The sequence below is a fragment of the Bartonella sp. TS82HLJMH genome (assembly GCF_042193495.1).
Taxonomy (GTDB): Bacteria; Pseudomonadota; Alphaproteobacteria; order Rhizobiales; family Rhizobiaceae; genus Bartonella; species Bartonella grahamii.
In genome coordinates, this window is the sequence record NZ_JBHILU010000001.1 from 189030 (window position 1) to 214938 (window position 25909).

A 25909-nucleotide genomic window follows, 5' to 3' on the forward strand; every position below is an offset into this window, starting at 1 on the left:
GCAATTCTAACCTTATCGTTTTTTAACAACATTTTAATCAATTAAAGTGGATCTGAATAAATCTTCCCATGCACAAAGCTCTTTCACCCAACCTAAAGCTATAATTTTCATTTTTACCGTACAAAATTGTTTTTTTAGCATGAGCTCTATACAACAGCTGACATCTAAATCATACCTATAAAATAGTTGATCTCTCCACTTGTGAAGAAGCAAACCGGTACCATAACACTATTTTCCAGCTCCCAATGTTTTGCTACAACCCTCGATACTTGAGACGATTCATAGGAGGCATTTTACCCCTTTCTTGTACAGTTTTTATCCACACGCTAATTCCGTTTATAACGTGCAAGCAAATGGTTTTGATTGATTCAACATAAACAAGTTTGGAATGAGAGAATTTTACAATATTCGCATCTCTCATCCAACATGAGAAATAGTGAATTATATTTATAAATCAATATCTTGCTATACTGATAATACAATATATCTCTTATTTCTTCTTGAGCATTAAAATATTATCCCTAAACACTCAAACTCAACTTACGAAAAAATTCAATGCACAAATAAGCTTTCCTGTTGATTTCTTTCCCGCTTTCAAAGGACGAAGATTCTTAATCCAATCTGGACTGAAAAAGTTTGGATTCTTGTCGAGCGGTCTCCTCTTGTCTTCCCACTTATGTGATTTACTTAACCAAAAGCTCTCCAAACAAGTCCTGCTTAAGAATATTTACCATACATTCTAAAAGCATTTAATGTATTAAGAAAACTTACATGCCTTATCTCTACACACCTCAAATGATGGCTTTTTACAGTATAACAGAATAAATGAACCCACGAAGCATAATGATTAGATCCTTAATATACAAGAACAAGAAAAGACAAGTACTTCGTTTTTGTTACTTGCTCTTTAAAAAGAAGGTTCGCTTAGAAACGATTTCTCAAAATTGCACGACATAACCTTTTGTTATCAGTATTTTAAAATAAAAATTATATTATTTTCTACGTTCCGTGGTGTACACTTTGCCACTTATACACTCATAATATCTTCTAAGCTGCATTTGATTCTGAAGTTTGAATCAGTAAAGTATAAAGCGCATTAGCATTATGCGTATTGCGCAATTTTTGCACAACATCAGTGTGACGCAAAACACGTGCGATCTGTGATAAAGCTTTTAAGTGATCTGCACCAGCATTTTCAGGTGCTAAAAGGAGAAAAACGAGATCTATAGGTTCGTCATCAAGAGCTTCAAAATCAACAGGACTTTCAAGACGTGCAAATATACCAATGATCCGATTAATATCAGGTAATTTTCCATGAGGAATCGCAATACCTCCACCCAAACCCGTTGAACCAAGCTTCTCGCGCTGTAAAACAACATCAAAAATCACATGCTCACTAAGACCTGTTAGCTTGGAAGCTTTTTCGGCTAAAATTTGTAGAACCTGTTTTTTCGAATTAGCCTTAAGAGCCGGAATGATCGCTTCCGGTGCTATTAACTCACTCAAATTCATACTTTAATCTTCCTCTTACACGCTAAAATGCTCATCAATAAACCTATAAATGGTATAGATACTTAATGTTCTTTCACTTTTCGCAACATCGCATGTGTTTTTACTTTTCAATTTATAATGGATGATGGCTCAATACATCTCATATCACTTCTAACACAACAATAAATAGTATTCGGATCATCATTAACGGCATGAGAAACCAAAGAAATGAAGTTGTTCATAAAGTTAATTTCCTTACGACTCTAGAAAAGGTCATTATTCATAAATTTATTAAACTTGTCATAAGAGTTGATGTATAATTCGCCATCAGAGTTTTTCTTTCTTTAAAAATGAGCCCTTAAATTAAGATGAAAAGCATACTGAGCAAAATGGACCTTTACTTTGAAAATTACTGTATAGCTTGAACATCGCCTTATAACAAGAATATAAAGGTTTTTAGAGATTTATAGATTTATCCTGATATCTTTAGCCGAGCTCCTATTTTCAAATAGGCCATATAAACCAATAAAATACGACAACTCCTATTGAATAACCGCAATATATAACCAGTGCTCCCATCAAAATACCTAAAACAGCATCATCGATATATTATTTGATTCGACAGAGAAAAATATGATAAATATCTCTTACCTTTCAATAACGCACGCATTTATTGAGAGCTTCGTTTATCACTCATTATCAAGTTAATCTAGTGATATCTTTCTATAATACAATCATGAGCAAGCTAAACTTATAAAACAACAAACTAACCCTCTAATGATGAAGCCTTTTTCACCACTCAATAACAGCATTAAGGTTATAGTCATAAAAGAAGTTTTGGCATAAATAAGGAGATTTTCAGTAATAATGTTTGGTTAAACTTAAATGAAAACTCGTGAAAGTTGTAAAATCAAAGAGAAAACTGATTTCCCAAATAAATTCTGCGTACATCAACGTTGTTGATAATATCATTAGGACAACCGTGAACTAACACCCGCCCTGTATGAATAATATAAGCGCGATCGACAAGCCCTAATGTCTCACGTACATTATGATCCGTTATTAGAACACCAATGCCACGCCTAGTTAAATGACGAATAAGTTGTTGAATATCGAAAATAGCGATAGGATCAATTCCTGCAAATGGTTCATCAAGTAACATAAAATGGGGACGAGAAGCTAAAGCGCGCGCAATTTCAAGTCGCCGACGTTCACCTCCAGATAACGAAAGTGCAGACATTTTACGTAAATGATCAATTTTAAATTCATGTAAAAGGCTATCTAACTCTTCACGTTGTTTAAGGCGATCTTTTTCAACGACCTCTAAAACAGCTTTAATGTTATTTTCTACTGAAAGACCACGAAAAATAGAAGCCTCCTGTGGAAGATATCCAATACCTAAACGTGCACGTCGATACATCGGAAGATGCGTAATATCAAATCCATCAATTTTAATGGATCCTCCATCAGATTTTATGAGCCCCGTAACCATATAAAAACAAGTTGTTTTACCTGCCCCATTGGGCCCCAAAATGCCAACGGCTTCTCCCGTACGAATGCCAAAAGAAACACCATTAACAGTTCGTCTTCCTCGATAAACTTTAATCAAGTTACTAGCAATCAAGGTCCCTTTTAAGGGATTTTTTGAAGCTTCACTTTCAAGATTATACCTATCGGTCTGTTTTTTTCTTTTGATTCCAAACATGAAATCTTAACGGCCATTCTTTTGATTTTGTTTTAAAATAATAGAAACACGACCTTTTTTCTTAGGCGTCTCACAACCTTCTAAAAAAGCCTTTCCGCTTTCCATATTTGCCGTTAGTTTGCACCCCGTGGCCACATTGTCACCATCAGTTAACACAACATGACTCCCTGTCAAACTCATCATTTTTGACTTTCCATCAAAAACGCCTTTATCACCCGTAGCAATTTGCGTAGCAATTTTTATATAAACTTTTCCTAAAGCTTCCATTTTTTGTATACCCGACGAACCAAATAAAGAAACAGATGATGCCTTTGTATCTTCCTTGTTTTTATCAATTTCTTTATATGCTTTATCGTAGTAAACAACTAATTTTGCCGTTCTTAAAAGACGTTCACCTTGCACCACTGAAACATCACCTTTAAAAAGCGCTATCCCTTCTTTATCACGTATTTCCAAAGAATCTGCATGAAGTTCTACCGGTTCTTTGTCGCTTGATAAACTTATTCCAAAATGGGCCACTTCAGCATATCCTAAAACTGCTCCTCCTCCTAATATTCCCATGCTAAAAGCCAAGGTCACACCTATCCATCTTTTGTACGATTTCATTATTTCAATTCTTCTGTTTGTATATACACATACTTCTCTTTATAAATATCCTTTGAAGATTCGTATTGATCTTGCGTCATTGCTTTTGAAGCACTAAATGCACACCACCATGGAAATACATGTTTTTTCCTTTTTCTCGAATTTGTAAGGCATTTGCGGCAAGATGCAAACCCGCTTGCTGAATATTAACACGTTGATCTGTTTTTAACTGTCCCTCGGATAAGTTAATACTTGCTGACATAAATTGTGCCATCATCCCATCATTCGTCGTAATGGTGAATGGCTTGTCCAACTGTAAAAAACCATTAATGTTATCGTAAATCCCCCCTTGTGCTGCGAGAAAAACCTGTTTTTGTTGGCCCATAAATGCTTTAGCTGTAATGTTTTGCAACCCAATCATTCCAGAGTGTGTATGGTCTTGAAATGCCTTTTCTGCTTTAAGCCAATAAGGTTCATGAGCACGCGTATACCCTTCTAACTTTGGATTGAGCATCGTCAAATTCACCACGCCACTCTCTTCATTATTCAAAGGCATAGAATCAGAAGTAACGGGAACCAAGAAAAACGTAAACCAGCAAAAAACCAGCGCTGAAATCAACGCTAAGAGAGGTAAAAAAATTTTTAATATGCTAATGCGACGCGAATGACGGGATGCTTTTTTAAAAACATCTCCAAAAGATGATTGCGTTGAAAAGGCTTCATAATTATTGTGTACGGACATACTCTCCTAATCTCTTAAATACTCCGCATTTTTAATCTGTATAACCTTTATAGAAGGTATTTTCAAATTTTGTTTCTTGCAATTTGTTTTTTCTTGGTTTTATTTTGCTTTTATCCGTTTATATATTGTAATATGCATGAAGTGCACAATTACAAAAAAATTTTTGTGTGAAAGTGAGGCTATTGTGGTAAAATCAGAGCTTGTGCAAATTATCGCTCGTCATAACCCGCATCTTTTTCAACGGGATGTGGAGAATATTGTAAACGCTATTTTTGAGGAAATTTCAACAGCACTTGCAAATGGCAATCGCGTTGAACTTCGTGGATTTGGAGCTTTTTCTGTAAAAAGCCGTTCAGCCCGTAATGGACGTAATCCACGAACAGGTGAAGCTGTTTCTGTTGAAGAAAAGTGGATTCCTTTTTTTAAAACTGGCAAGGATTTACGCGACCGTCTTAATCAGTGAGAAACTTATGATAATTAAACGTATTCTTCTAACAAGTATCGGTGTGATTCTCGCAGCGTTTTTGATTGTTTTTATCGTGGCTAATCGTCAAATGGTTCCGTTAACCCTTGATCCTTTTCGAGCAGATTCTGAAAGTTTTACTTATCATGCTCCCCTCTTTATATGGCTCTTTATTTCCTTTGGTTTTGGTATTTTATTAGGGAATCTGATCAGTTGGTTTTCCTATCACAAATACAAAAAAGCTCTCAAAAAAAGTAAAGCAGAGATCGAGAAATTGAAAACGTCTATCACAAATCTGGTGTAATGGTATTTTAATTAAATCTTTTCTCTCTGTATTTTATATTCAGTACAGAGTTTAAAGTGCTCTTTTCTTTTTTTCATACATGTTTTAATTGGCTTTAGCTCTTTTGCACTTTTACGAAACACTTAAGAGCTTTATAATATATTTTCATACCTCATATACCGTGATACAAAACATGCCCGCACAATGCTTTCAACCCTCCCATAACAATAGATATCCGCAGGAAAAGTTACCACTTATTTTAGAAACAGGTATAAGTGAAAACTATGCTCTCATTGATTCTGGTCATGGACAAAAACTAGAACGTTATGGAGCTTACCGCATTATTCGACCAGAAGGTCAAGCACTATGGAAACCTGCTTTACCACGAAAAGAATGGGCTGATGTTGATGCTGTTTTCACAGGAAACCGTGATGAAGAAGGGGTTGGTCGTTGGCATTTTCCTAAAAAGCCACTTGATGAAACATGGACTCTTTCTTGGAATGGATTGTTTTTTCTAGGCCGTTTTACTTCCTTTCGTCATGTGGGGGTTTTTCCTGAACAAGATGCTCATTGGCGCTCTATGGAAGAGCAAATTGTTAAAGCCGAGCGTCCTATAAAATTGTTGAATCTTTTTGGCTATACAGGTATTGCCTCTTTGATTGGGGCACGAGCGGGTGCGAATGTTACCCATGTTGATGCTTCTAAAAAAGCCATTGCGTGGGCAAAAGCTAATCAAGAAAAAGCAGGATTACCAGATCATTCTATTCGCTGGATTTGCGATGATGCTATGAAATTTGTCGAGCGTGAACTGCGTCGTAAGAAAAGCTATGATATGATTCTTCTTGATCCCCCTGCTTATGGGCGTGGACCCCATGGTGAAATTTGGCAACTGTTTGATCATTTACCCGCTATGATCACAAATTGTCGTAAACTTCTCTCTGATAAACCGCTCTCTGTTGTCCTTACAGCTTATTCTATTCGTGCTTCCTTCTTTGCTCTTCATGCTTTAATGCGTGATGCATTTGTAAATCTTGGTGGTACGGTCGAATCAGGAGAACTCATTTTGCGTGAAGAAGTTGCAGAACGTGCCCTTTCTACTTCTCTTTTTAGCCGTTGGATTGCTTGAACATGTGTAGACCCAAAACTGGTAGAGTGAAAGAAATTACCTCTCTTAGCAACCCCATCATAAAAGATCTTAAAGCACTTAGCCAAAAGAAAAACCGTAATAGAGAAGGCCTTTTCATGGCAGAAGGATTGAAATTGGTCATTGATGCTCTCAATCTCGGCTGGACAATACAGACGCTTATTTTTTCTAAAAGTAAAACCGGTAATACTGCTATCGAAAATACTGCCGCACGTGCTGTAGCCAACGGTGGTTTTGTTATTAAAGCCTCACAAAAAGTTATGGAATCACTTACCAGACGCGATAATCCACAAACAGTTATTGGTATTTTCAAGCAAAAATGGCACTCTCTTGAAATGATAAAAGAACAGATTAAAGATGTTTACATCGCGCTTGATCGTGTACGTGATCCTGGAAATCTTGGTACCATTATTCGAACTGCTGATGCTGTAGGTGCTAAAGGTGTTATTTTAATTGGCGAAACAACAGACCCTTTCTCGCCTGAAACGGTCCGTGCAACCATGGGATCTATTTTCTCTGTACCACTTTATCGTCTTGATGAAAGCGCCTTTTTAAACTGGTCTGCTCACTTTAAAGGTATGATCGTTGGAACACATCTCAAAGGATCTCTGGATTATCGCACTCTTGATTTCAAAAATGGCCCTATTATCCTTTTAATGGGAAATGAAAAACAGGGTTTATCAGATCTTCTTACAAATCGGTGCGATAAACTTGCGCGTATTCCACAAAGCGGACGTGCAGACTCGCTTAATCTAGCTGTAGCAACAGCTGTTATGCTTTATGAAATCCGTCGCCCCTATTTAATACTGGAACCATGTGAGGAAAAACATGATGCGTAAATCACTCCCTTTTCTTCTCTTGGGCTTGGCTTTTACAGTAGTACTTGATCAAGCTGTCAAATACTGGGTTATGCACAATATGCCTTTAGGAACAGAAATTTCGCTTATTCCTTTTCTTTCCCTTTATCATGTGCGTAATTCTGGCATTGCATTTTCGTTTTTTTCTTCCTTTTCTCACTGGGGAATCATCGCCATCACAATCATTGTGATTATCTTCCTTCTATGGCTATGGAAAAATACTGAACATAATAAGTCTTTAATGCGCATTGGCCTTATTCTTATTATTGGGGGAGCCGTGGGCAATCTCATTGATCGTATTCGCTTTCATCATGTCACTGATTATATACTCTTTCATATTGATGATATTTTTTATTTTGCTATTTTCAACCTTGCAGATAGTTTTATCACTCTCGGTGTTATTGCCATCCTTATTGAAGAATTGCGCACTTGGATGAAAGCAAAACGTCATTCTAACAGTACATCTTCTCATTGATATGCTCATTTTCTTAGAAAACAGAGATTATTAACCATCATAAGCCTGATTATATATTGATTTTTCTTGGATAATTCTTGCAGCTAATTGTTTTTCGTGTTTCTTTTCATAAAATTATAAAATCTTATTTTTCAACTTTACACTTCTACACTTGGTCAATGCAAAAGAAATGAACTCAAATAGAGAGAAAATATTTTACAGCATTTAAAGTTCTATTATTTGCTTTTCATATGTTTTTTAGTTTTTACAGGTATTGTTTTTTTACAGAGCCTTTCTTAAGCGCTTCGTTAAAAAACTCTCCTTTTTTGTTTTGTATATTGTTTAATAAAAAACATTTTTTCAACTATTTTCAATGGTGTCTTGTTAAAGCAACCTATTGATTATAAATATAAATTACCTTTTTTATTTTGAATAAAAGCCCTTAATAGCCTAAATCTCTTTTATTTGGAATCTGTTCATGTTGAATCCATCAAAAGCATGTCTCTTGCAAGACACAAGCAAATCAATAATCTTAATTGATTTAATATAAACAGATTTGCAACCAGAGAATCTTACGATATTCGGAATATCATTTAGCATACAAAAAGATATTTTATCCTTATATATCAATATGTTATATAAATCCAATTCAATAGCTCTTCTAACCGTGCAAAACAGGTGCAATATTGAAGGTTGAAAAATAGTATTATAGATACTTGCCTCTCTTCTTAAAAATGCAAAAATAGTGGATATTTTATAAAGGATTGTATTACATAGTTTCTGTGAATAATAAATTTTTTTAGTTTAGTCTTTTTATCTTGTAAAAATATGGCGAAAAATGGAAATATTTTTTATTAAAATGAACCATTTCCTTACCAATTTGTAAGGTTCCTTCTTCATATAAATCTCTTGTAATTTTTAAATAAATCTCCATAATAAGAGCAAATATGCTGGAATTCTGTCAGTGATTCTTAAGGGTTTTTGTATTTGCCCAATTAAGGCTTATGCCAAGCTTATCTGTGTAATGACAGAGACACTTTTAAAGCCCTATATCTGACGGGACATATGCTAAAGGATTTTATATTATGGCTAATTTTAAAAATTTACGTTCGGCACCTACTTCTCATGCCGATGCATCAATTGATCAGGGATTGCGCGACTATATGTTGGGTGTCTATAATACAATGGCCATTGGTTTGCTTATTACAGCTGCTGCTGCTTACGCAATTGTATCATTAGCAACGACAACAGATATGGGCCAAGCAGCAGCTCAAATCAATAGCAGTGTTTATTTAACATCATTTGGAGTAACATTTTATACATCGCCATTCTCTTACATTGTTATGTTTGCACCACTCATAGCGGTTTTATTCCTCAGTTTCAAAATTAATACATTGAGCACAAATGCTGCTCGTAGCCTCTTTTTTGGTTATGCTGCTCTGGTTGGTCTTTCACTGTCTTCTATCGTTTTGCGCTATACGACAGAAAGTGTTGTGCAAACCTTTGTCATTTCCGCCGCAACTTTTGGAGCTCTTTCACTTTATGGATACACAACAAAGCGTGATCTCACAGCAATCGGTTCATTCCTATTCATCGGATTGATCGGCTTGTTGCTTTCCATGATTGTGAACATTTTTCTTGGATCAAGCGCTTTGCAATTTGCTATCTCTGTAATTGGTGTTTTTATCTTTGCTGGTTTAACAGCCTACGATACCCAAAGCATTAAGTTGATGTATTATGAAGGAGATGAAAGCGACACTAGAGGACGTAAAGTTATTATGGGCGCGTTGAATCTTTATCTTGATTTCATCAATATGTTTGTCTTCTTGCTACAATTTCTTGGCTCAAACCGTGATTGATTGCAAAAATCATAACTTAATTAAAGAACCTTGTTTCTAAAAGAGACAAGGTTCTTTTGTTTTTAGTGTAAGTCTTTACCCTTTGCCTCTTAGGGACTATTCTTTTCGCAAAATGACAAAAATACCTTATAAGCAAAAATTCCCTTGGTTTACCGGTTTTATCCAACAAAAACTCCATAGCTCTCTTTTAAATGCAATTCACAGCCGTTCTCATCATCAATCAAACATCATCAATCAAAATAGTAATTATGATCTGACCGTTGCTTCCTATAATGTGCATAAATGTGTAGGTGTTGATAAAATTTTTAATCCTACAAGAATTGTCCGTGTTATTACTGAATTACAAGTCGATATCCTTGCTCTTCAAGAAGCAGATAGACGTTTTGGAGAACGCATCGGTTTGATTAATCTTCAGCTATTAAAAGCTGAAACCGGTTTGATTCCTGTACCTCTTAATACTATGTCACCTCATGGACACGGTTGGCATGGGAATGCTCTTTTTTTGCGAAAGGGATATGTACGTGATACTTTACAAGTCACTCTGCCTAGTATTGAACCACGTGGGGCTGTAATTGTAGAGTTGGAAATGGCAGCAGGCCCTATCCGTATTATTGCGGCTCATTTTGGCTTATTACGTTACTCTCGTAAACAACAAACAAAAATGCTCCTTGAAATTTTCCAAAAACGCTCCCTTATGCCTACACTCCTCATAGGAGATTTTAATGAATGGCGGATGGGAAAAGGCTCATCTTTAAATCATTTTTCTCCCTATTTTGATAGCACTTTTGAAGCTGTACCAAGTTTTCCCTCTCGTTTTCCTTTTTTAGCCCTTGATAGAGTTTTTTCTTTTCCCCACCAATTGGTAACAAGTATTGAAAATCATCATTCACCGCTTGCACGCATTGCTTCAGATCATTTGCCTATCAAAGCCTATCTTAATCTTTCCAACGCAATCAACATTCTTAAAAACAAATAAAAAAATTAATGTGCCTCATCCCAATTTTGAGCCGTCATGACTTTTACTTCAAGCGGTACAGATAAAGATAAAATCGGCATTGTAGCATTTTCCATAACATTTTTAACAACAGCCATGGTTTTTTTACTCTCTTCCTCTGGTACTTCAAAAATCAGTTCATCATGCACTTGCAGCAACATTTTTGCTGATAGTTTTTCTTCTTTTAAAGCATCTTCCATCTGTATCATAGCGCGGCGAATAATATCAGCCGCAGAACCTTGAATTGGAGCATTGATAGCTGCTCGCTCATTAAGAGAACGAATTTTTACATTCTTTGCTTTTATTTCTGGATAATGGATACGACGTCCAAAAATTGTTTCCACATAACCATTTTCACGTGCAAAGATTTTGGTCTTCTCCATATAATCTTTAATTCCTGGAAATCTTTCAAAATACAGTTGAATATAACGACCCGCTTCTTGGCGTGAAATTCCCAATTGATTGGCTAATCCAAAAGCTGAAATACCATAAATAATACCAAAATTAATCGCTTTTGCACGCCGTCGTATATCTGAATGCATTCCTTCTATCGCAACACCAAACATTTGTGATGCCGTTATAGCGTGAATATCATGCCCTTTAGCAAAAGCTTCTTTTAATGCTTTTATATCCGCAATATGTGCAAGAATGCGCAACTCAATCTGACTATAATCAGCAGAAAGTAACACATGTCCTTTGGGAGCAATAAAAGCTGTTCGAATTTTACGTCCTTCAGCAGTCCGCACTGGAATATTTTGCAAATTTGGCTCTGATGATGATAACCGTCCTGTTGATGTTATTGCCAAAGAATAATTCGTGTGAACTCGCCCTGTTTTTGAAAAAATATAAGAAGGCAAGGCATCTGTATAGGTAGATTTTAGCTTTGCAAGTTGACGCCACTCAATAATTTTACGCGGTAAAACATGACCTTCAGCAGCCAACTCTTCTAAGGTCTGTACAGAAGTTGACCATTGTCCACTCTTAGTTTTAGCGCCTCCAGGTAATCCCATTTTTCCAAAAAGGATATCCCCTAATTGCTTTGGCGAAGCAAGATTAAACTTTTCATCAGCTTGTTTGTAAATTTCCTCTTCTAAAATCAAAGCAGCTTGTGCCAATTCTCCTGAAAGACGCAATAAAATCTGCCGATCAATAAGAATCCCACGTTCTTCCATTCTTGCAAGAACTTCTACAAGGGGTCGATCAAGACGTTCATAAATTTTTGTCATTCCACGAGCAACAAGTTGCGGTTTTAATACTTGCCAAAGGCGTATCGTTATATCAGCAAATTCCGCCGCATAAAGGGTTGCTTGTTTTAAATCTACTTGTGAAAAAGAAGTAATTTTTTTTCCGTTATGCGTTAAATCTTTATAGGAAATTGGTTTATGCCCAAGCCAACGTTCAGACAAATCATCCATATTATGGGTTAACGTTCCAGCATCAAAAGCATATGATAAAAGCATGGTATCATCAAAAGAGCTTATAATAATGTCGTATTGCTTTATCACCAACCAATCATATTTTATATTCTGACCAATTTTTAACACCGATGAATCTTCTAATATCGGTTTTAAAAGTGCTAAAGCTTTTCGGGTATCAATCTGCGAGGCAATGCGCCCGCCCCTCAAAAGGTCCTCTTCTCCTTCATAAAAATGTTCAAGAGGTATATAAGCTGCTTTTTCTGGCTGTAATGCGAGTGAAAAGCCAACAAGCTTTGCTTGCATCGGATTAAGAGATGTTGTTTCAGTATTAAAAGCGAAAAAACCCTGCTCTTGTGCTTGTGATAACCAATCTTTTAAAATTTCCTCATCAAGAATTGTTGTATAAGCGTCTCTTGTAATTTTTTGAGTCAGCGCTTGATCTTTACGTTTTTGCGCAAAAACTTGTGGAGAATTTTCAAAAAAATTATGAAGAGATGCGCGCTCAGTATTATTGATATTAGAATTATGCCCATGGCTCAGTTTTTCCCATTCAACATCTATATCAAGTGCATCAATAACAGCTGCATCGCATGACGTTGCCTCTGCCACGCGACGTGTTAATGTTGAAAATTCCATCGCTTTCAAAAAAGCAATTAAACGTGGACCATCTTGTGGCTCCAAAATAAAATCATCTAAATCATTATCTATAGGAACATCTGTTTTAAGCCTAACAAGTTCACGAGAAATTTTAACTTGTTCTCTATAAGCTTGAATGTTTTCACGTCGTTTTTTTTGTTTAATTTCTGTTACGTTTTGCAACAAAAGATCAAGAGAATCAAACTGATCTAACAACTGAGCTGCAGTTTTTGGACCAATGCCTGGAATACCCGGTACATTATCCGTTGAATCTCCAATTAATGCTTGTAAATCAATCATTTTTTCAGGTGCAACACCCCATTTTTCTATAACTTCTGAAATACCTATATGCTTGTCTTTCATTCCGTCATACAAAGATACATGCGTATTTACGAGTTGCATAAGATCCTTATCAGAAGAAATAATGGTTGTTTTTGCCCCAACCTTTGTTGCCAATTTTGCATAGGTAGCAATCAAATCATCCGCTTCAAAGCCTTCCTTTTCAATACAAGGCAAATTAAAAGCCTTCGTTGCTTGGCGTATTAGCGCGAACTGAGGAATTAGATCTTCAGGAGGTTCAGCGCGATTCGCTTTATATTTAGGATAAATTTGTTTCCGAAAAGTATCAGATGAATAATCAAAAATAACAGCAAAATGTGTTGGAACAATACCAGTCGCTGTATTACGAGCATCACAAAGTAATTTCCATAACATATTGCAAAAACCAGCTACTGCTCCTACAGGAAGTCCATCCTTTTTACGTTTTAAAGGCGGCAAAGCATAATAAGCACGAAAAACATAGCCTGATCCGTCAACCAAAAAAAGATGATCTGTTGCTTTCATGACAATTTTATTTCTCCATTTCAGTTAAAAAAGCAAATTACCCTTATATATTTTTTCACTTTGCCTCTAAAAAGCCATTTTTTCTTTTCATAATACATGAAGTCGTTGCACTTTATATTAAGTACCTAGAGCTTTTCTTTGCTGTTACAGGATTAATAGCTTTCATTTTGCTCCTCCTATGATAGCTGAGGTACGATGTAGCGACAGGGTCGTTGTGGTGTTCCCCTCCCCACAACGACCGTTTTTTTTGACATCTATATTCTTTGATTTAAATGGTGACTTTTTTAGAGAAAAGATGATGTTATTCATGAATTTTGAAGTTATTCCACAGAGCTTTTTCACCCATCTTGTTGATAAAATCAGCGTGCAACCTTTTTTCTTGCGTACTCAATCTTGAAGGTAAAGCCTGTGGGCGAATTTTAACTGCATAAAATGTATCTTTACCATTCTGGATATGTTCATCAACACCCCTTCTATTATCAAAACCCAATACACCTTGCTTTCCACCGATCAGTTCAATATAAACATCGGCTAGAATCTCTGCATCAAGCAAAGCACCATGAAGAACACGATGGCTATTATCAATTCCAAAACGTTTGCATAAAATATCAAGAGAATTAGGACCCATAGGAAATTTACGCCGTGCCATAGCTAGCGTATCAAGAATATTATCAACACTGATGAGCGGTTTATTGACGCGTTTTAATTCTGCATTAATAAAACCAATATCAAAACTCGCATTATGCGCAACCATTGTCGCGCCTTTGATAAATTCCAAAAATTCATCAACAATATCACTAAAACTTTTCTCGTTTTTTAGGCGTTCATTAGTTAATCCGTGAATTGCTACAACTTCATCAGGAATAATAACGCCTTCAGGGTTTAAATAAACATGAAATTGGCGCCCCGTAAGATAACGATCAACCATTTCTACACAACCAATTTCGATTATGCGATCTTTTTCTTTATCTAAACCTGTTGTTTCTGTATCAAAAATAATTTCCCGCATGACTTCAATTCTTTAATTTTTTTATCACATCAAAAACCTGTTGACGTGTATTCTCTAAATCTTTCCCTGTATAAATAATAAAATCAGCACGTTCTCGTTTTTTTTCATCCGGCATTTGTTGAGCATTGATAAAGATAAATTTTTTTTCATTCATACCTTTGCGAATCATTACACGTTCTTTTTGTATTTCTGGTGGGGCAGAAACAACAATAACGCTATCCACACGACTTTCACCATTTTTTTCAAATAGAAGTGGAATATCAAGAATAACTAATTTTTTCCCTTGTTCACGGGCTATATTAATAAATTCCCTTTCTTTTTCTTGCACCAAAGGATGAATTATTTTTTCTAATGTTTGTAATTTTTCCTTATCATCAATCAAAATTTTAGAAAGTTTCAAACGGTTAACTTCACCGTTTTCAACAACACCTGGAAAAATACGCTCTATGAATGACAAAGCTGGCTCACTTTTATAAAGCTGTTGTACTGCTTCATCAGCACTAAAAACAGAAATACCCGCTTGCTTGAAAAAATCAGCAACTGTTGATTTTCCCATAGCAATTGATCCTGTTAATCCTATGATCTTCATTCTATTTTTTCACTCATATCCTCTAAAATGGCTGTTCGTAACGCTTTTGTTACCTGTGGTCTTATTCCAAACCACTGTTCAAACCCTATAACAGCCTGATGTAGAAGCATCCCAAGCCCATCAACCGTCTTGAGATCACAAGCCTTTGCCTGTTGTAAAAAAGGAGTTATCAAAGGTGTATAAATAATATCTGTTACTAACGCCGTTTTTTTTGCTTTATGAAAATCACAAAAAAAAGAATCACTTTTTTCTTCTGGATTTTTTATACCAATAGAGGTTGTATTAACAATCAAATCAGCTTGATGGAGTATTTCATGGATTTTATGCCAATCGTAAACTTTAATGGTTTTTCCAAAATGCTTAGCTAAATTATCGGCGCGTTGTTTTGTACGGTTAACCAAATAAATCTGTTCAAATCCGCGTTTTTTTAAGGCATATATGATAGCGCGTGCGGCACCACCTGCTCCAAAAACAAGAGCTGTTTCCCCTCCCCAATCAGATGCAAAATCATCAAGATTAGCGCTAAAACCATAGGCATCGCTATTCGTGGCACAAAGCTTATTTCCTTCATACCAAAGTGTATTAACAGCACCAATCATTGTTGCTCTCTCATCTTTATAATCTGCTAAACGAAAAGCTTCCTGTTTGTAAGGCAAAGTAACATTTCCTCCACAAAAGCCTATTTTTTGTAAAGACGCAATAAAATGACTGAATTCTTCAGATGTTACTTCTTGTGCAAGATATTCTCCTTGTAAACCATATTGTTTAAGCCAAAAATTGTGAATTTTGGGCGATTTTGAATGATGAATTGGAGAACCAACAACAAAAGCGCGCGGATAATTTATTTTTTTTATTGTTAAGTCAACCATCAATAATTCCTAAATGACGCAGTTTTATGAGTAGAGGCAGCAAAGGTAAACCAACAATGGTAAAAAAATCTCCTTCAATTTTTTCAAAGAGATGAATCCCTTCCCCTTCAATTTGATATACTCCCACGCTATTTAGAACTTCTTTTCCTACGCGTGCTAAATAATGTTCAATAAATTCTGATGAAAGCAAACGGACGGACATATGTGCACTAAAAGCTTCAACCCAAATTTTTTGACCATTTTTAAATAAAGCTACCGCACTATGAAGAGAATGGGTTTTTCCTGATAACTCACATAAACGTTGATGTGCTTCCTTAATATTTGTTGCTTTGTGAAAAACTTTACCTTCCAAATCAAGCACTTGATCACAACCAATAACGAAAGCATCAGGAAAACGATCTGAAACATTTTTTGCTTTTGCACCCGCAAGAAAACAGCTGAGTTCTTTAGGTGTTTTTTCTTTTGCTTTTTTTTCTACTTCTCTTTCATCAAAAGAAGCTCCTTCAATGAAAAAATTTAAACCTGCTTTTTTTAATAATTTTGCACGATAAAAACTAAGAGATGCTAATATTAACGTATCTGCGTTCATGAGAATTTTCTCTCATTTTCCTTCACGAAATCGTGATAAAAGTTCAAATATTGCAGCAGCAGTTTCTTCAATAGAGCGTCTTGTGACATCAATAATAGGCCAACCAAAACGTTCGCAAATGCGTTTTGCATAGATTAATTCTTCAGCTATGTTGATACGATTTGTATAACTATCAAGAGCAAAACCTTCTCCCAAATCTCGATTTTGACGAATATGTGAGATTCTTTCAGCTGAAGCAATTAAACCAATAATTAAAGAATTTTTTGCCTCTAAAAGGGATTCTGGCAAATCAATATTAGGAATAAGAGGAACATTAGCCGTTTTTATTCCGCGATTTGCTAAATAGATACTTGTTGGCGTTTTAGAGGTTCTTGAAATTCCAACAAGGATTACATCTGCTTCGGATAAGCTACTGGAAGACTGTCCATCATCATGTTCTATTGTAAAATCCAGTGCTTCAATACGGCGAAAATAATCTGCATTAAGATCATGTTGTGCGCTCGCACGTAAATGTGTTGGCATTCCAAGGTAAGACTGAAAAGCATTTAAAACAGGATGCAATATATCAATACAAGGAACTTTTATTTTTTTACACCTTTTTTGAAGGAGAAGTTTAAATTCTTCATCAATCATTGTGTAAAGAACAATACCTGGCTCTTGTTGTATTTCATCAAGAGCTTTTTGTAACTGTATTTTATTACGAATCATAGGGTAGATATGCTCTGTTGCCTGACTCATTGTATACTGCGATGCTACAGCTCTTCCAACAGAGATTAATGTTTCTCCCGTTGCATCAGAAAGCATGTGTAAATGAAAGAATTTTTTTTCTTTTGTCACAGAAATTTTAACTCCTTGTTAAGATATGTGTATATATCTTTACCGTTTTTTATAAAACTAAAATTTAGGAAAAATTATTCGTTTTTATACACAAATTAAATGCTTATGATAATTTTATACCTCTTATAAAAAAGAGGGGATAATATCTTTAAGATAGTGTTATTTTTATTCTTTTTTTTAGTCCCTTTTGTGGATAAAATTGAGGATAAATAATAATCCACACTAAACACAGTTATAAATAAGAAGAATCCCTTCTTTAATATAAATTTATTAATATAAATTTCTGTAAAAAATACTTTTGAATAGCATTTAATTAATGCTATAACTCTAACTCATATTTTTGTTATAAAATAAATTAAACACTATTTGTATTTTTATATTTTTTCAAGTTTTTCATATAATTACTTAATATTACAGGGATAAATTTCATATAAATGGTACTTGCAGATTAAAAAAATTGAGTGTAAAATATTTTTCTTCTTAAGAATATTTCATTCATAAATTTCCATAAATTATTTAAGATAATCTTCTCCTTAATTACAAAGAGCATATTTCATGCAAAAAATGAAACTACAAGAACTTAAAAGCAAAAATCCCGTTGAACTTGTTTCTTTTGCTGAAACATTAGAAGTTGAAAATGCCTCTCTTATGCGCAAACAAGAATTAATGTTTGCCATCTTGAAAAAACTTGCTCTACAAGATGTAGAAATTATAGGAGAGGGTGTTGTTGAAGTTTTACAAGACGGATTTGGTTTTTTAAGATCTGCTGACGCTAATTATCTTCCTGGTCCTGATGATATTTATCTTTCACCAGCACAAATACAGTCATTTTCTTTAAAAACAGGCGATACCATTGAAGGTCCTATACGCAGTCCAAAAGAGGGAGAACGTTATTTTGCTCTCCTTAAAATTAATACAATTAATTTCGAAAAACCTGAAAAGATTCGTTATAAAATTCACTTTGATAATCTTACACCTCTTTATTCAAATGAGCGTTTCCAAATGGAAATACAAGATCCTACAGAGAAAGATATGTCATCACGCGTGATTGATTTGATATCTCCATTGGGAAAAGGACAAAGAGGGTTAATTGTCGCTCCTCCTCGGACAGGAAAAACAGTTTTACTTCAAAATATTGCTCATTCTATTACTACTAATCATCCTGAATGTTATCTTATTGTTCTTTTAATTGATGAACGACCAGAAGAAGTTACAGATATGCAGCGTTCAGTAAAAGGAGAAGTGGTTTCTTCTACTTTTGATGAACCTGCAATACGTCACGTACAAGTGGCAGAAATGGTCATTGAAAAAGCCAAACGCCTCGTTGAATATGGACGCGATGTTGTTATTCTTCTTGATTCTATTACACGTCTTGGGCGTGCATATAATACAGTTGTTCCTTCTTCGGGTAAAGTTTTAACAGGTGGTGTGGATGCAAATGCTCTCCAGCGTCCAAAACGTTTTTTTGGTGCAGCACGTAATATTGAAGAAGGTGGATCTTTAACCATTATTGCAACGGCTTTGATTGATACAGGAAGTCGTATGGATGAGGTTATTTTTGAAGAATTTAAAGGAACAGGTAATTCGGAAATTGTTCTTGATCGAAAAGTTGCTGATAAGCGTATTTTCCCTGCTATGGATATTTTAAAGTCAGGAACGCGTAAGGAAGAACTTCTAGTAGAACGACAAGATTTGCACAAAATTTTTGTTCTTCGTCGTATTTTAGCATCTATGAATGTAACAGATGCAATTGAATTTTTGATTGATAAATTAAAGCAAACAAAAAACAATAGTGAATTTTTTGATTCAATGAATACGTAGAGTCATTAAAGTTTTTATTAGGATAAAACCTGTGGATACAATCTTTGCTGTTTCGAGTGGATTGTTACCTTCAGGGGTTGCAGTCATTCGGCTTTCTGGTCCCCATGTTGTGGATATAGTTAAAACGCTTTGTGGTCGTTTACCTAAAGCACGTTTTATGCATTATGGAAATCTTACTGCTCGTGATGGGAGCTTTTTAGATTCTGGTTTAACTGTTTTTTTTCCTGCTCCTCATAGTTTTACGGGGGAAGATTGTGCAGAATTCCATTTACATGGAGGAAAAGCCGTTGTTAGTCGTTTTCTCGATGAATTGTCGACATTTTCTGGATGCCGTATTGCAGAAGCAGGTGAATTTTCACGTCGTGCTTTTATAGAAGGAAAATTAGATCTTGTTCAAGCAGAAGGTCTTGCTGATTTAATAGAAGCAGAAACGGAAAGCCAACGGCGTTTAGCTGTTATGGGTACAAGTGGACATTTAACGACACTTTATCGTGATTGGCGTCATAAGCTTATGAAGGCGCGTGCTTTTATTGAGGCAGAACTTGATTTTGTTGATGAAGCAGATATTCCCAACGCAATATCTGATAAAGTTTGGAAAGATGTTGAGGATCTTTGTACTTCTATTCGTGAATATATTACTGAAGGAGAGCGTGCTAGTATTTTACGTGATGGATTAAAAATTGTTATTGCTGGTGCTCCAAATTCTGGAAAATCAAGCATTATGAATCGTCTTTCAGGAAGATCTGTTGCTATTGTAACGGAAGAAGCAGGAACAACCCGTGATGCTTTAGAAATGAGAATTATTCTTGGTGGTTTACCTATTTTTTTAACGGATACTGCTGGTTTTAGAAAAACAGAAAATAAAATAGAACAAATGGGAATAGAAGTTGCTAAACAGCATGTTAGGGAAGCTGATTTAGTTATTTTGGTTTATGATATAGGAAATCCTAAGCAAGTTGATTTACCAGAAACATCGGCTGAAATATGGTGTGTTGGCAATAAGCTTGATCTTTATGAAAAAAATGATCAGCATTGGTCTATACAATTTTCCGCATTAACTGGTTTAAATTTTGATTATTTTATAAAAGAACTTGAATCATTTTGTCATCATCGTGCTTCTGAAATTGGAAATATTGTTCCGGCGCGTAAAAGACAACTTCAATTATTAAAGGAGGCTGTTAAAGAGATTGAATATTCTCTTAATTATCATTCTCTTGATCTCAGTTTACGTGCAGAACATCTCCGTTGTGCAAGTGATTTTCTTGGAAAAATTACGGGAGATATTGATGTTGAAGATTTGCTTGATATTATTTTTTCAGAGTTTTGTGTTGGTAAATAATGATTCACGTGAAACATTGATTATTTCATAGACAGATTATAAAGATTATGTAATTTATATTCTGTTTCACGTGAAACCTTAGAATATTTTCTACGGAATGAATAAAATGCAATCATATGATGTTGTTATTGTTGGTGGTGGTCATGCTGGCTGTGAAGCGGCTTCAGCTTCAGCGCGTGTAGGAGCCAAAACAGCGCTTGTTACACATAAAATATCAGTACTGGGAACAATGTCGTGTAATCCTGCTATTGGTGGACTTGGAAAAGGGCATCTAGTTCGTGAAATAGATGCGTTAGATGGTCTCATGGGAAGAGCAGCAGATGCAGCTGGAATTCAGTTTAGACTACTTAATAGACGTAAAGGACCGGCAGTAAGAGGACCACGGACACAGGCGGATAGACAACTTTATAAAAAAGCAATTCAAAAATTATTAAAAGAACAAGAAAATCTTACTCTTATTGAGGATGAAGTTATTGATCTGGTTGTTAAAGATAATTGTGTATCAGGTGTTATTTTAAAAAAACAAGGAACAATTTTATCTGGTGCTGTTGTTTTAACAACAGGGACATTTTTAAATGGCTTTATTCATATTGGTGATAAAAAATGGGCTGCTGGACGTATGGGAGATCAGTCAAGTGTGCAACTTGCTAAACGTTTAAAAAATTATCATATAAAACTTGGTCGATTAAAAACGGGAACCCCTGCTCGTTTGAGTAAAAAAACGATTGCTTGGGATCATCTTCTAAAACAACAAGCAGATGAAAACCCTATTCCCTTTTCTCTTTTAACAGAGAAAATTGAACAACCACAAATTGAATGTGCAATAACACGTACAAATGAGAGAACACATCAAATTATTCGCGAAAATATTTATCGTTCTGCTTTATATTCTGGAAATATTGAAGGGTTAGGACCACGTTATTGTCCTTCTGTTGAAGATAAAATTGTGAAATTTGGAGAACGTGATGGACATCAGATCTTTCTAGAACCAGAAGGATTAAATGATGATACTGTTTATCCAAATGGTCTTTCTACTTCTCTTCCTGAAGATGTACAAATTTCTCTATTGAAAACCATTGAAGGGTTGGAAAATGCTATAGTTTTGCAACCTGGTTATGCTATTGAATATGATTTTGTTAATCCACAACAATTAAAGAGAAGCTTAGAATTACGTTCTTTACCTGGTTTGTTCTTAGCAGGCCAAATTAATGGTACAACAGGATATGAGGAAGCAGCAGCACAAGGACTTTTAGCTGGATTAAATGCGGCACGTAAAGTAGGTAAATTAGATGAAATACTTATAAGTCGTTCTACCGCTTATATTGGTGTTATGGTTGATGATTTGGTTTCACGTGGTGTTTGTGAACCTTATAGGATGTTTACATCACGTGCTGAATTTCGTTTATCTTTACGATCTGATAATGCTGATACGCGTTTAACACCTTTGGCACAAAAATGGGGTATTGTGAGTGAAATACGTTGGGAATGTTATCAGAAAAAACAAGAACGCCTTGATCAAGCACGATCAATATGTCAAAATCTTTTTTTAACACCCAATGAAGCTTCTGCTCATGGATTACACGTTAATCATGATGGAATTCGGCGTTCTGCTTATGATTTTCTTGCATATCCTCATATGACTTTAGAGCGTCTTTCAGATTTTTGGCCACAATTACAAACGATTGATTCTAAAACAGCAGAATCTTTAGAAATTGAAGCACAATATGCGGTTTATTTAGATAAACAAGCACAAGATATTGCCTCTCTTCAAAGAGATGAGCGTTTAGAAATTCCTTCTTCTCTTGATATTCAGGCAATTTCAGGTCTTTCAAATGAACTTAAATCAAAAATTCAAGAAGTGTCGCCGCGTTCAATTGCTGATGCACAAAAAATTGATGGCATGACACCCGCCGCGTTATCGCTTATTATTACATATATTCAACGTCAACGACGTGAAAAGGCTAAAACAGCTTAATGGATTTTTCTACAGAAAAAAAATATCAACAATTATTAAATATTGTTCCTTCTGTTTCACGTGAAACGATGGAAAATTTAATACAGTTTGAGTCTTTAATACTTCAATGGAATGCACATATTAATTTGATATCTTCTACAACAATACCAGATCTATGGACACGGCATATTCTAGATTCAGCACAAATTTTTCCTTTGTATGCTCATTCTTTACATTGGTGTGATTTAGGATCAGGAGGAGGTTTTCCTGCAATTGTGATTGCTATCTTTTTGAAAGAAAAAAAAGTAGGACATATTAATCTTGTTGAAAGTAATGGGAAAAAAGTTTCTTTTTTGCGAACAGTTATTGCTCAACTTAATCTTCCAGCAACAGTTTATCACGCTAGAATTGAAGATGTATATCAAAAAATTCCCATATCTGATATTATAACGGCACGCGGATTAGCACCGCTCAATACTCTTTTACAGCTTATTTTTCCTTTATTAACAGAAAAAACAATAGCTCTTTTGCAAAAAGGTCGGGATTACGCTACAGAAATAAAAAATGCCTCTGCCAATTGGCACTTTGATCTGTTAAAACATAAAAGTAAAGTTGATGAAAATTCTGTTATTTTGGAAATTTCTCATATTCGATCATATAGAGGGTAGAGCAAAATGAGCGAAACACGAATTATCGCTATTGCAAACCAAAAGGGTGGAGTCGGAAAAACAACCACAGCAATTAATCTTGCAACAGCTTTAGCGGCTATTGGTGAAAATGTCCTTATTATGGATGTTGATCCACAAGGTAATGCTAGTACAGGTTTAGGGATTGATCGTAATAACCGTCCTTTATCTTCTTATGATGTTTTGGTTTCGGGAATCTCAATTACACAAGCAGCTTTAAAAACAGCAGTACCAAATCTTTATATAGTTCCCTCTACACTTGATCTTTTGGGTGTGGAAATGGAAATTTCTTCATCACAAGATCGCATACAACGCTTACGTAAAGCTCTCTATGATGATCCGGAAATGGAAAAAAAATTCAATTATATTTTAATTGATTGTCCTCCCTCCCTTAATCTTTTAACACTTAATGCTATGGGGGCTGCGGATTCTGTTTTAGTGCCTATGCAGTGTGAATTTTTAGCACTTGAAGGTTTAAGTCAGTTACTTGAAACAGTAAAACAAGTGCGATCCGTACTTAATCCATCTTTAGAAATTCAAGGTATAGTTCTAACAATGTATGATGGACGTAATAATCTTTCAAATCAAGTTGTTGAAGATGTACGTTCTTTTATGGGAGATAAGGTTTATCGTACTGTTATTCCACGAAATGTAAGGGTATCAGAAGCACCCTCTTTTGGCAAACCTGTATTGCTTTATGATCTCAAATGTGCTGGGAGCCAAGCTTATTTGCGTCTAGCATCAGAAATGATTCAACGTGAAAAACAAGCACGTGCTGCTGCTTAAAGAAATCAACTAAAAATTTAAAGAGCAAAATTATGAATGATGATCAATCAAAAAAAAGACTGGGTCGTGGATTAGCGGCATTAATTGGGGATATTAGTTTAAACAGCGATCTTACACGTTCATCAAATACTGAAAAATTTACAGAGTCCAATACAGTTTCTCCTGTTTCTGAACGATTTGTTCCACTTGAATCTATTTCGTGCAATCCACATAATCCGCGACGCCATTTTACCGATTCAGAACTTGATAATTTAGCACAATCAATTCGCCAGCACGGTGTTGTTCAACCTGTTATTGTAAGACCATCACGTGATCATCCTCATCGGTTTGAATTAATTGCTGGCGAACGGCGTTGGCGTGCTGCACAGCTAGCTAATTTAAATAAATTACCGGTTATTGTTCGCGATGTAGATGATAAAACGGCTTTGGAATTAGCAATTATTGAAAATGTTCAACGTGCCGATCTTAATCCTATCGAAGAAGCAATGGGATATGAAATTTTGTTGAATGAACATGGATATACGCAGGCAGATTTAGCGCAAGTTATTGGAAAAAGTCGCAGTCATGTTGCTAATACGCTTCGTTTGTTAAAACTTCCACCAAAAGTACAACAATTCTTAACCGATGGGCAGCTCTCCGCTGGTCATGCACGCTGTCTTATCACTGTTGAGAATCCACAGGATTTAGCCGAAAAAATTATTCGCGAAGGGCTTTCTGTGCGCCAAACGGAAATACTTGCGTATGAACAGGCAAATCCAAAAGTAAAAAAACGAACTGTTGTTGAGAAAGATACAGAAACAAAATCTTTAGAAAAATTACTTGCAGACGTGATCGGAATGAAAGTGACTATTCGGCATGGCAAAAAAGGTGGTGATTTAAAAATACGCTACTCTTCACTAGAACAATTGGATGATATTTGCCGGCGTTTGCAAAATTAATTAATTGTCTAAAATAGTATGAATTCTATTGATATATTTTTGACCGAACTTTAAATTATCTAAAGATATAGTATTTTTTTCATTGAAGAAAAATTTTTATCTTCAAAGGCTATTATTAGCTAAAGTTGCTTGAAGAGCTATGAGACCGATAACCTGATCTTTAGGTGAGAGATTATGTTTTCTTAAAAGATCCATTAGTTTTAGTATAGCCGAAATAGAGGCAGTGAGTCCTTCAATACTGTTATCATTTCTGGTATTGGATGCCCCTGGCTCTGGAAGTAAGTCTTCAATTTCTCTTTTTAGTTGTTCTCTTTTTGAGAGGAAATCTTCTGTTAAAGGATAATTTGCAACGATATTTTGATTGCTTCTAGGTGACAAAACAAATTGATTATCTGTTCCCTTTGCCATTGTTATTTGAATATATGTTATAAAAAGAAAAAGAGAAATAAACGCAAGACAAGTTTAAACATGGCTAAAATTCATCCTTTCTTCTTCGTCTGAAAAATTAATTAATTGTTCAAAATAACACAGATTCTATTTACAACTGCTGCTAAGAACTTTAAGTATTCTATAGGTATGTTTTTTACCAAACTCCAAATTATCTGAAACTACAGTATTTTTTTTATCAAAAGAAAAGCCTTCTTTTTTTAAATTCTCAATACCATCGGTAAGTATTATTAATGTTACTTGAAGTGCTGTAAGACCAATAACAAACTCTTTAGGTGAAAGATTATGTTTTCTTAAAAGATCCTTTAGTTTTGGTTTAGCCGAAATAGAAGCTATCAATCCTTCAATACTATTGTCATATTTAGTATTATATGGTTTTTGAGATGGTAGTAAGTCTTTATCACATTCTTTTCCAATTTCTTCTATTTTTGAAAGAAAATCTTCTGTTAAGGAGTAATTTGCAATGATATATGGGAAATCAAATTGATTGCCTGTTTTTTTTGCCATTGTTACTTGAGCATATGTTACAAAAATAAAAAGGAAAAACAAACGCAAGACAAGCTTAAACATG

The 25909-nt window shown here is 35.1% G+C and carries 25 protein-coding genes; 13 read left to right on the plus strand and 12 right to left on the minus strand.

What is annotated here, in order from left to right; all coding sequences use genetic code 11:
* Positions 1–1047: 1047 nt before the first annotated feature.
* The 4 genes from ptsN to lptC all read right to left on the minus strand — a co-directional run bounded on the left by ptsN (position 1048) and on the right by lptC (position 4523).
* Positions 1048–1512: a PTS IIA-like nitrogen regulatory protein PtsN gene (gene ptsN / locus ACFIKO_RS00655; protein ID WP_375619203.1), complete on the minus strand. Its 465-nt coding sequence runs from the start codon at positions 1510–1512 to the stop codon at positions 1048–1050.
* Positions 1513–2401: 889 nt separating this feature from the next.
* Positions 2402–3196: an LPS export ABC transporter ATP-binding protein gene (gene lptB, locus ACFIKO_RS00660; RefSeq protein WP_012754448.1), complete on the minus strand. Its 795-nt coding sequence runs from the start codon at positions 3194–3196 to the stop codon at positions 2402–2404.
* 6 nt (positions 3197–3202) lie between these two features.
* Positions 3203–3802: an LptA/OstA family protein gene (locus ACFIKO_RS00665; RefSeq protein ID WP_375619201.1), complete on the minus strand. Its 600-nt coding sequence runs from the start codon at positions 3800–3802 to the stop codon at positions 3203–3205.
* A gap of 76 nt (positions 3803–3878) precedes the next feature.
* Entirely contained in the window at positions 3879–4523 is a 645-nt protein-coding gene (gene lptC / locus ACFIKO_RS00670) for an LPS export ABC transporter periplasmic protein LptC (RefSeq protein WP_375628028.1), read from the minus strand.
* Positions 4524–4707: 184 nt separating this feature from the next.
* Between lptC and ihfB the strand changes: the two genes are divergently transcribed.
* The 7 genes from ihfB (at position 4708) to ACFIKO_RS00705 (ending at position 10559) form a co-directional block, all read left to right on the plus strand.
* Positions 4708–4986 carry an integration host factor subunit beta gene (ihfB, locus tag ACFIKO_RS00675; protein ID WP_012754445.1) on the plus strand — a complete coding sequence of 93 codons (279 nt, stop codon included), beginning with the start codon at positions 4708–4710 and terminating at the stop codon, positions 4984–4986.
* A gap of 7 nt (positions 4987–4993) precedes the next feature.
* Complete coding sequence (locus ACFIKO_RS00680; RefSeq protein WP_375619199.1) at positions 4994–5290, plus strand: lipopolysaccharide assembly protein LapA domain-containing protein; 297 nt, start codon at positions 4994–4996, stop codon at positions 5288–5290.
* A 172-nt stretch (positions 5291–5462) separates the two neighbouring features.
* Entirely contained in the window at positions 5463–6395 is a 933-nt protein-coding gene (locus ACFIKO_RS00685) for a class I SAM-dependent methyltransferase (RefSeq protein WP_375619198.1), read from the plus strand.
* Between the two features lie 2 nt (positions 6396–6397).
* Positions 6398–7252, plus strand: a complete 855-nt coding sequence (locus ACFIKO_RS00690) for a TrmH family RNA methyltransferase (RefSeq protein WP_375673058.1) — start codon at positions 6398–6400, stop codon at positions 7250–7252.
* Complete coding sequence (gene lspA, locus ACFIKO_RS00695; RefSeq protein ID WP_375673059.1) at positions 7242–7745, plus strand: signal peptidase II; 504 nt, start codon at positions 7242–7244, stop codon at positions 7743–7745. The genes ACFIKO_RS00690 and lspA overlap by 11 nt, the downstream gene beginning before the upstream one ends.
* Before the next feature lie 1064 nt (positions 7746–8809).
* The gene (locus ACFIKO_RS00700; protein ID WP_375673060.1) at positions 8810–9583 is read left to right on the plus strand and encodes a Bax inhibitor-1/YccA family protein; all 774 of its coding nucleotides are present in this window, start codon (positions 8810–8812) and stop codon (positions 9581–9583) included.
* A gap of 112 nt (positions 9584–9695) precedes the next feature.
* On the plus strand, positions 9696–10559 hold the full coding sequence (locus ACFIKO_RS00705; protein WP_375619194.1) for an endonuclease/exonuclease/phosphatase family protein: 864 nt from the start codon (positions 9696–9698) through the stop codon (positions 10557–10559).
* A gap of 5 nt (positions 10560–10564) precedes the next feature.
* On the opposite strand, the gene polA is transcribed toward ACFIKO_RS00705, so the two are convergent.
* The 6 genes from polA to ACFIKO_RS00735 form a co-directional block, all read right to left on the minus strand.
* Positions 10565–13474, minus strand: coding sequence for a DNA polymerase I (gene polA, locus ACFIKO_RS00710; RefSeq protein WP_375673061.1), 2910 nt, complete (start codon positions 13472–13474; stop codon positions 10565–10567).
* Between the two features lie 301 nt (positions 13475–13775).
* The gene (dnaQ, locus tag ACFIKO_RS00715) at positions 13776–14483 is read right to left on the minus strand and encodes a DNA polymerase III subunit epsilon (RefSeq protein ID WP_375673062.1); all 708 of its coding nucleotides are present in this window, start codon (positions 14481–14483) and stop codon (positions 13776–13778) included.
* A 4-nt stretch (positions 14484–14487) separates the two neighbouring features.
* On the minus strand, positions 14488–15072 hold the full coding sequence (gene coaE / locus ACFIKO_RS00720) for a dephospho-CoA kinase (RefSeq protein ID WP_375619191.1): 585 nt from the start codon (positions 15070–15072) through the stop codon (positions 14488–14490).
* Positions 15069–15941: a shikimate dehydrogenase gene (locus ACFIKO_RS00725; protein WP_375619190.1), complete on the minus strand. Its 873-nt coding sequence runs from the start codon at positions 15939–15941 to the stop codon at positions 15069–15071. The genes coaE and ACFIKO_RS00725 overlap by 4 nt, the downstream gene beginning before the upstream one ends.
* Positions 15934–16530, minus strand: a complete 597-nt coding sequence (locus ACFIKO_RS00730; RefSeq protein WP_375619189.1) for a Maf family nucleotide pyrophosphatase — start codon at positions 16528–16530, stop codon at positions 15934–15936. The genes ACFIKO_RS00725 and ACFIKO_RS00730 overlap by 8 nt, the downstream gene beginning before the upstream one ends.
* Before the next feature lie 12 nt (positions 16531–16542).
* A complete protein-coding gene (locus tag ACFIKO_RS00735; protein ID WP_012754433.1) occupies positions 16543–17367 on the minus strand; it encodes a pyruvate, water dikinase regulatory protein in 825 nt (274 codons plus the stop codon).
* Positions 17368–17922: 555 nt separating this feature from the next.
* On the opposite strand from ACFIKO_RS00735, the gene rho reads away from it, so the two are divergent.
* From rho to ACFIKO_RS00765, 6 genes are all read left to right on the plus strand, one after another.
* Positions 17923–19188 carry a transcription termination factor Rho gene (gene rho, locus ACFIKO_RS00740; RefSeq protein ID WP_015857121.1) on the plus strand — a complete coding sequence of 422 codons (1266 nt, stop codon included), beginning with the start codon at positions 17923–17925 and terminating at the stop codon, positions 19186–19188.
* A gap of 31 nt (positions 19189–19219) precedes the next feature.
* Positions 19220–20527, plus strand: coding sequence for a tRNA uridine-5-carboxymethylaminomethyl(34) synthesis GTPase MnmE (mnmE, locus tag ACFIKO_RS00745; protein ID WP_375673063.1), 1308 nt, complete (start codon positions 19220–19222; stop codon positions 20525–20527).
* 106 nt (positions 20528–20633) lie between these two features.
* Positions 20634–22502: a tRNA uridine-5-carboxymethylaminomethyl(34) synthesis enzyme MnmG gene (gene mnmG / locus ACFIKO_RS00750; RefSeq protein WP_375673064.1), complete on the plus strand. Its 1869-nt coding sequence runs from the start codon at positions 20634–20636 to the stop codon at positions 22500–22502.
* A complete protein-coding gene (gene rsmG, locus ACFIKO_RS00755; protein ID WP_375619186.1) occupies positions 22502–23149 on the plus strand; it encodes a 16S rRNA (guanine(527)-N(7))-methyltransferase RsmG in 648 nt (215 codons plus the stop codon). The genes mnmG and rsmG overlap by 1 nt, the downstream gene beginning before the upstream one ends.
* Before the next feature lie 6 nt (positions 23150–23155).
* Entirely contained in the window at positions 23156–23953 is a 798-nt protein-coding gene (locus ACFIKO_RS00760) for a ParA family protein (RefSeq protein ID WP_375619185.1), read from the plus strand.
* A 32-nt stretch (positions 23954–23985) separates the two neighbouring features.
* Positions 23986–24891, plus strand: a complete 906-nt coding sequence (locus ACFIKO_RS00765) for a ParB/RepB/Spo0J family partition protein (RefSeq protein ID WP_375619184.1) — start codon at positions 23986–23988, stop codon at positions 24889–24891.
* 102 nt (positions 24892–24993) lie between these two features.
* Here ACFIKO_RS00765 and ACFIKO_RS00770 read toward each other — a convergent pair whose 3' ends face one another.
* Both ACFIKO_RS00770 and ACFIKO_RS00775 read right to left on the minus strand, forming a co-directional pair.
* Positions 24994–25299 carry a hypothetical protein gene (locus ACFIKO_RS00770; RefSeq protein ID WP_375619183.1) on the minus strand — a complete coding sequence of 102 codons (306 nt, stop codon included), beginning with the start codon at positions 25297–25299 and terminating at the stop codon, positions 24994–24996.
* A gap of 126 nt (positions 25300–25425) precedes the next feature.
* The gene (locus tag ACFIKO_RS00775) at positions 25426–25908 is read right to left on the minus strand and encodes a hypothetical protein (RefSeq protein ID WP_375619182.1); all 483 of its coding nucleotides are present in this window, start codon (positions 25906–25908) and stop codon (positions 25426–25428) included.
* Position 25909 lies beyond the last annotated feature (1 nt).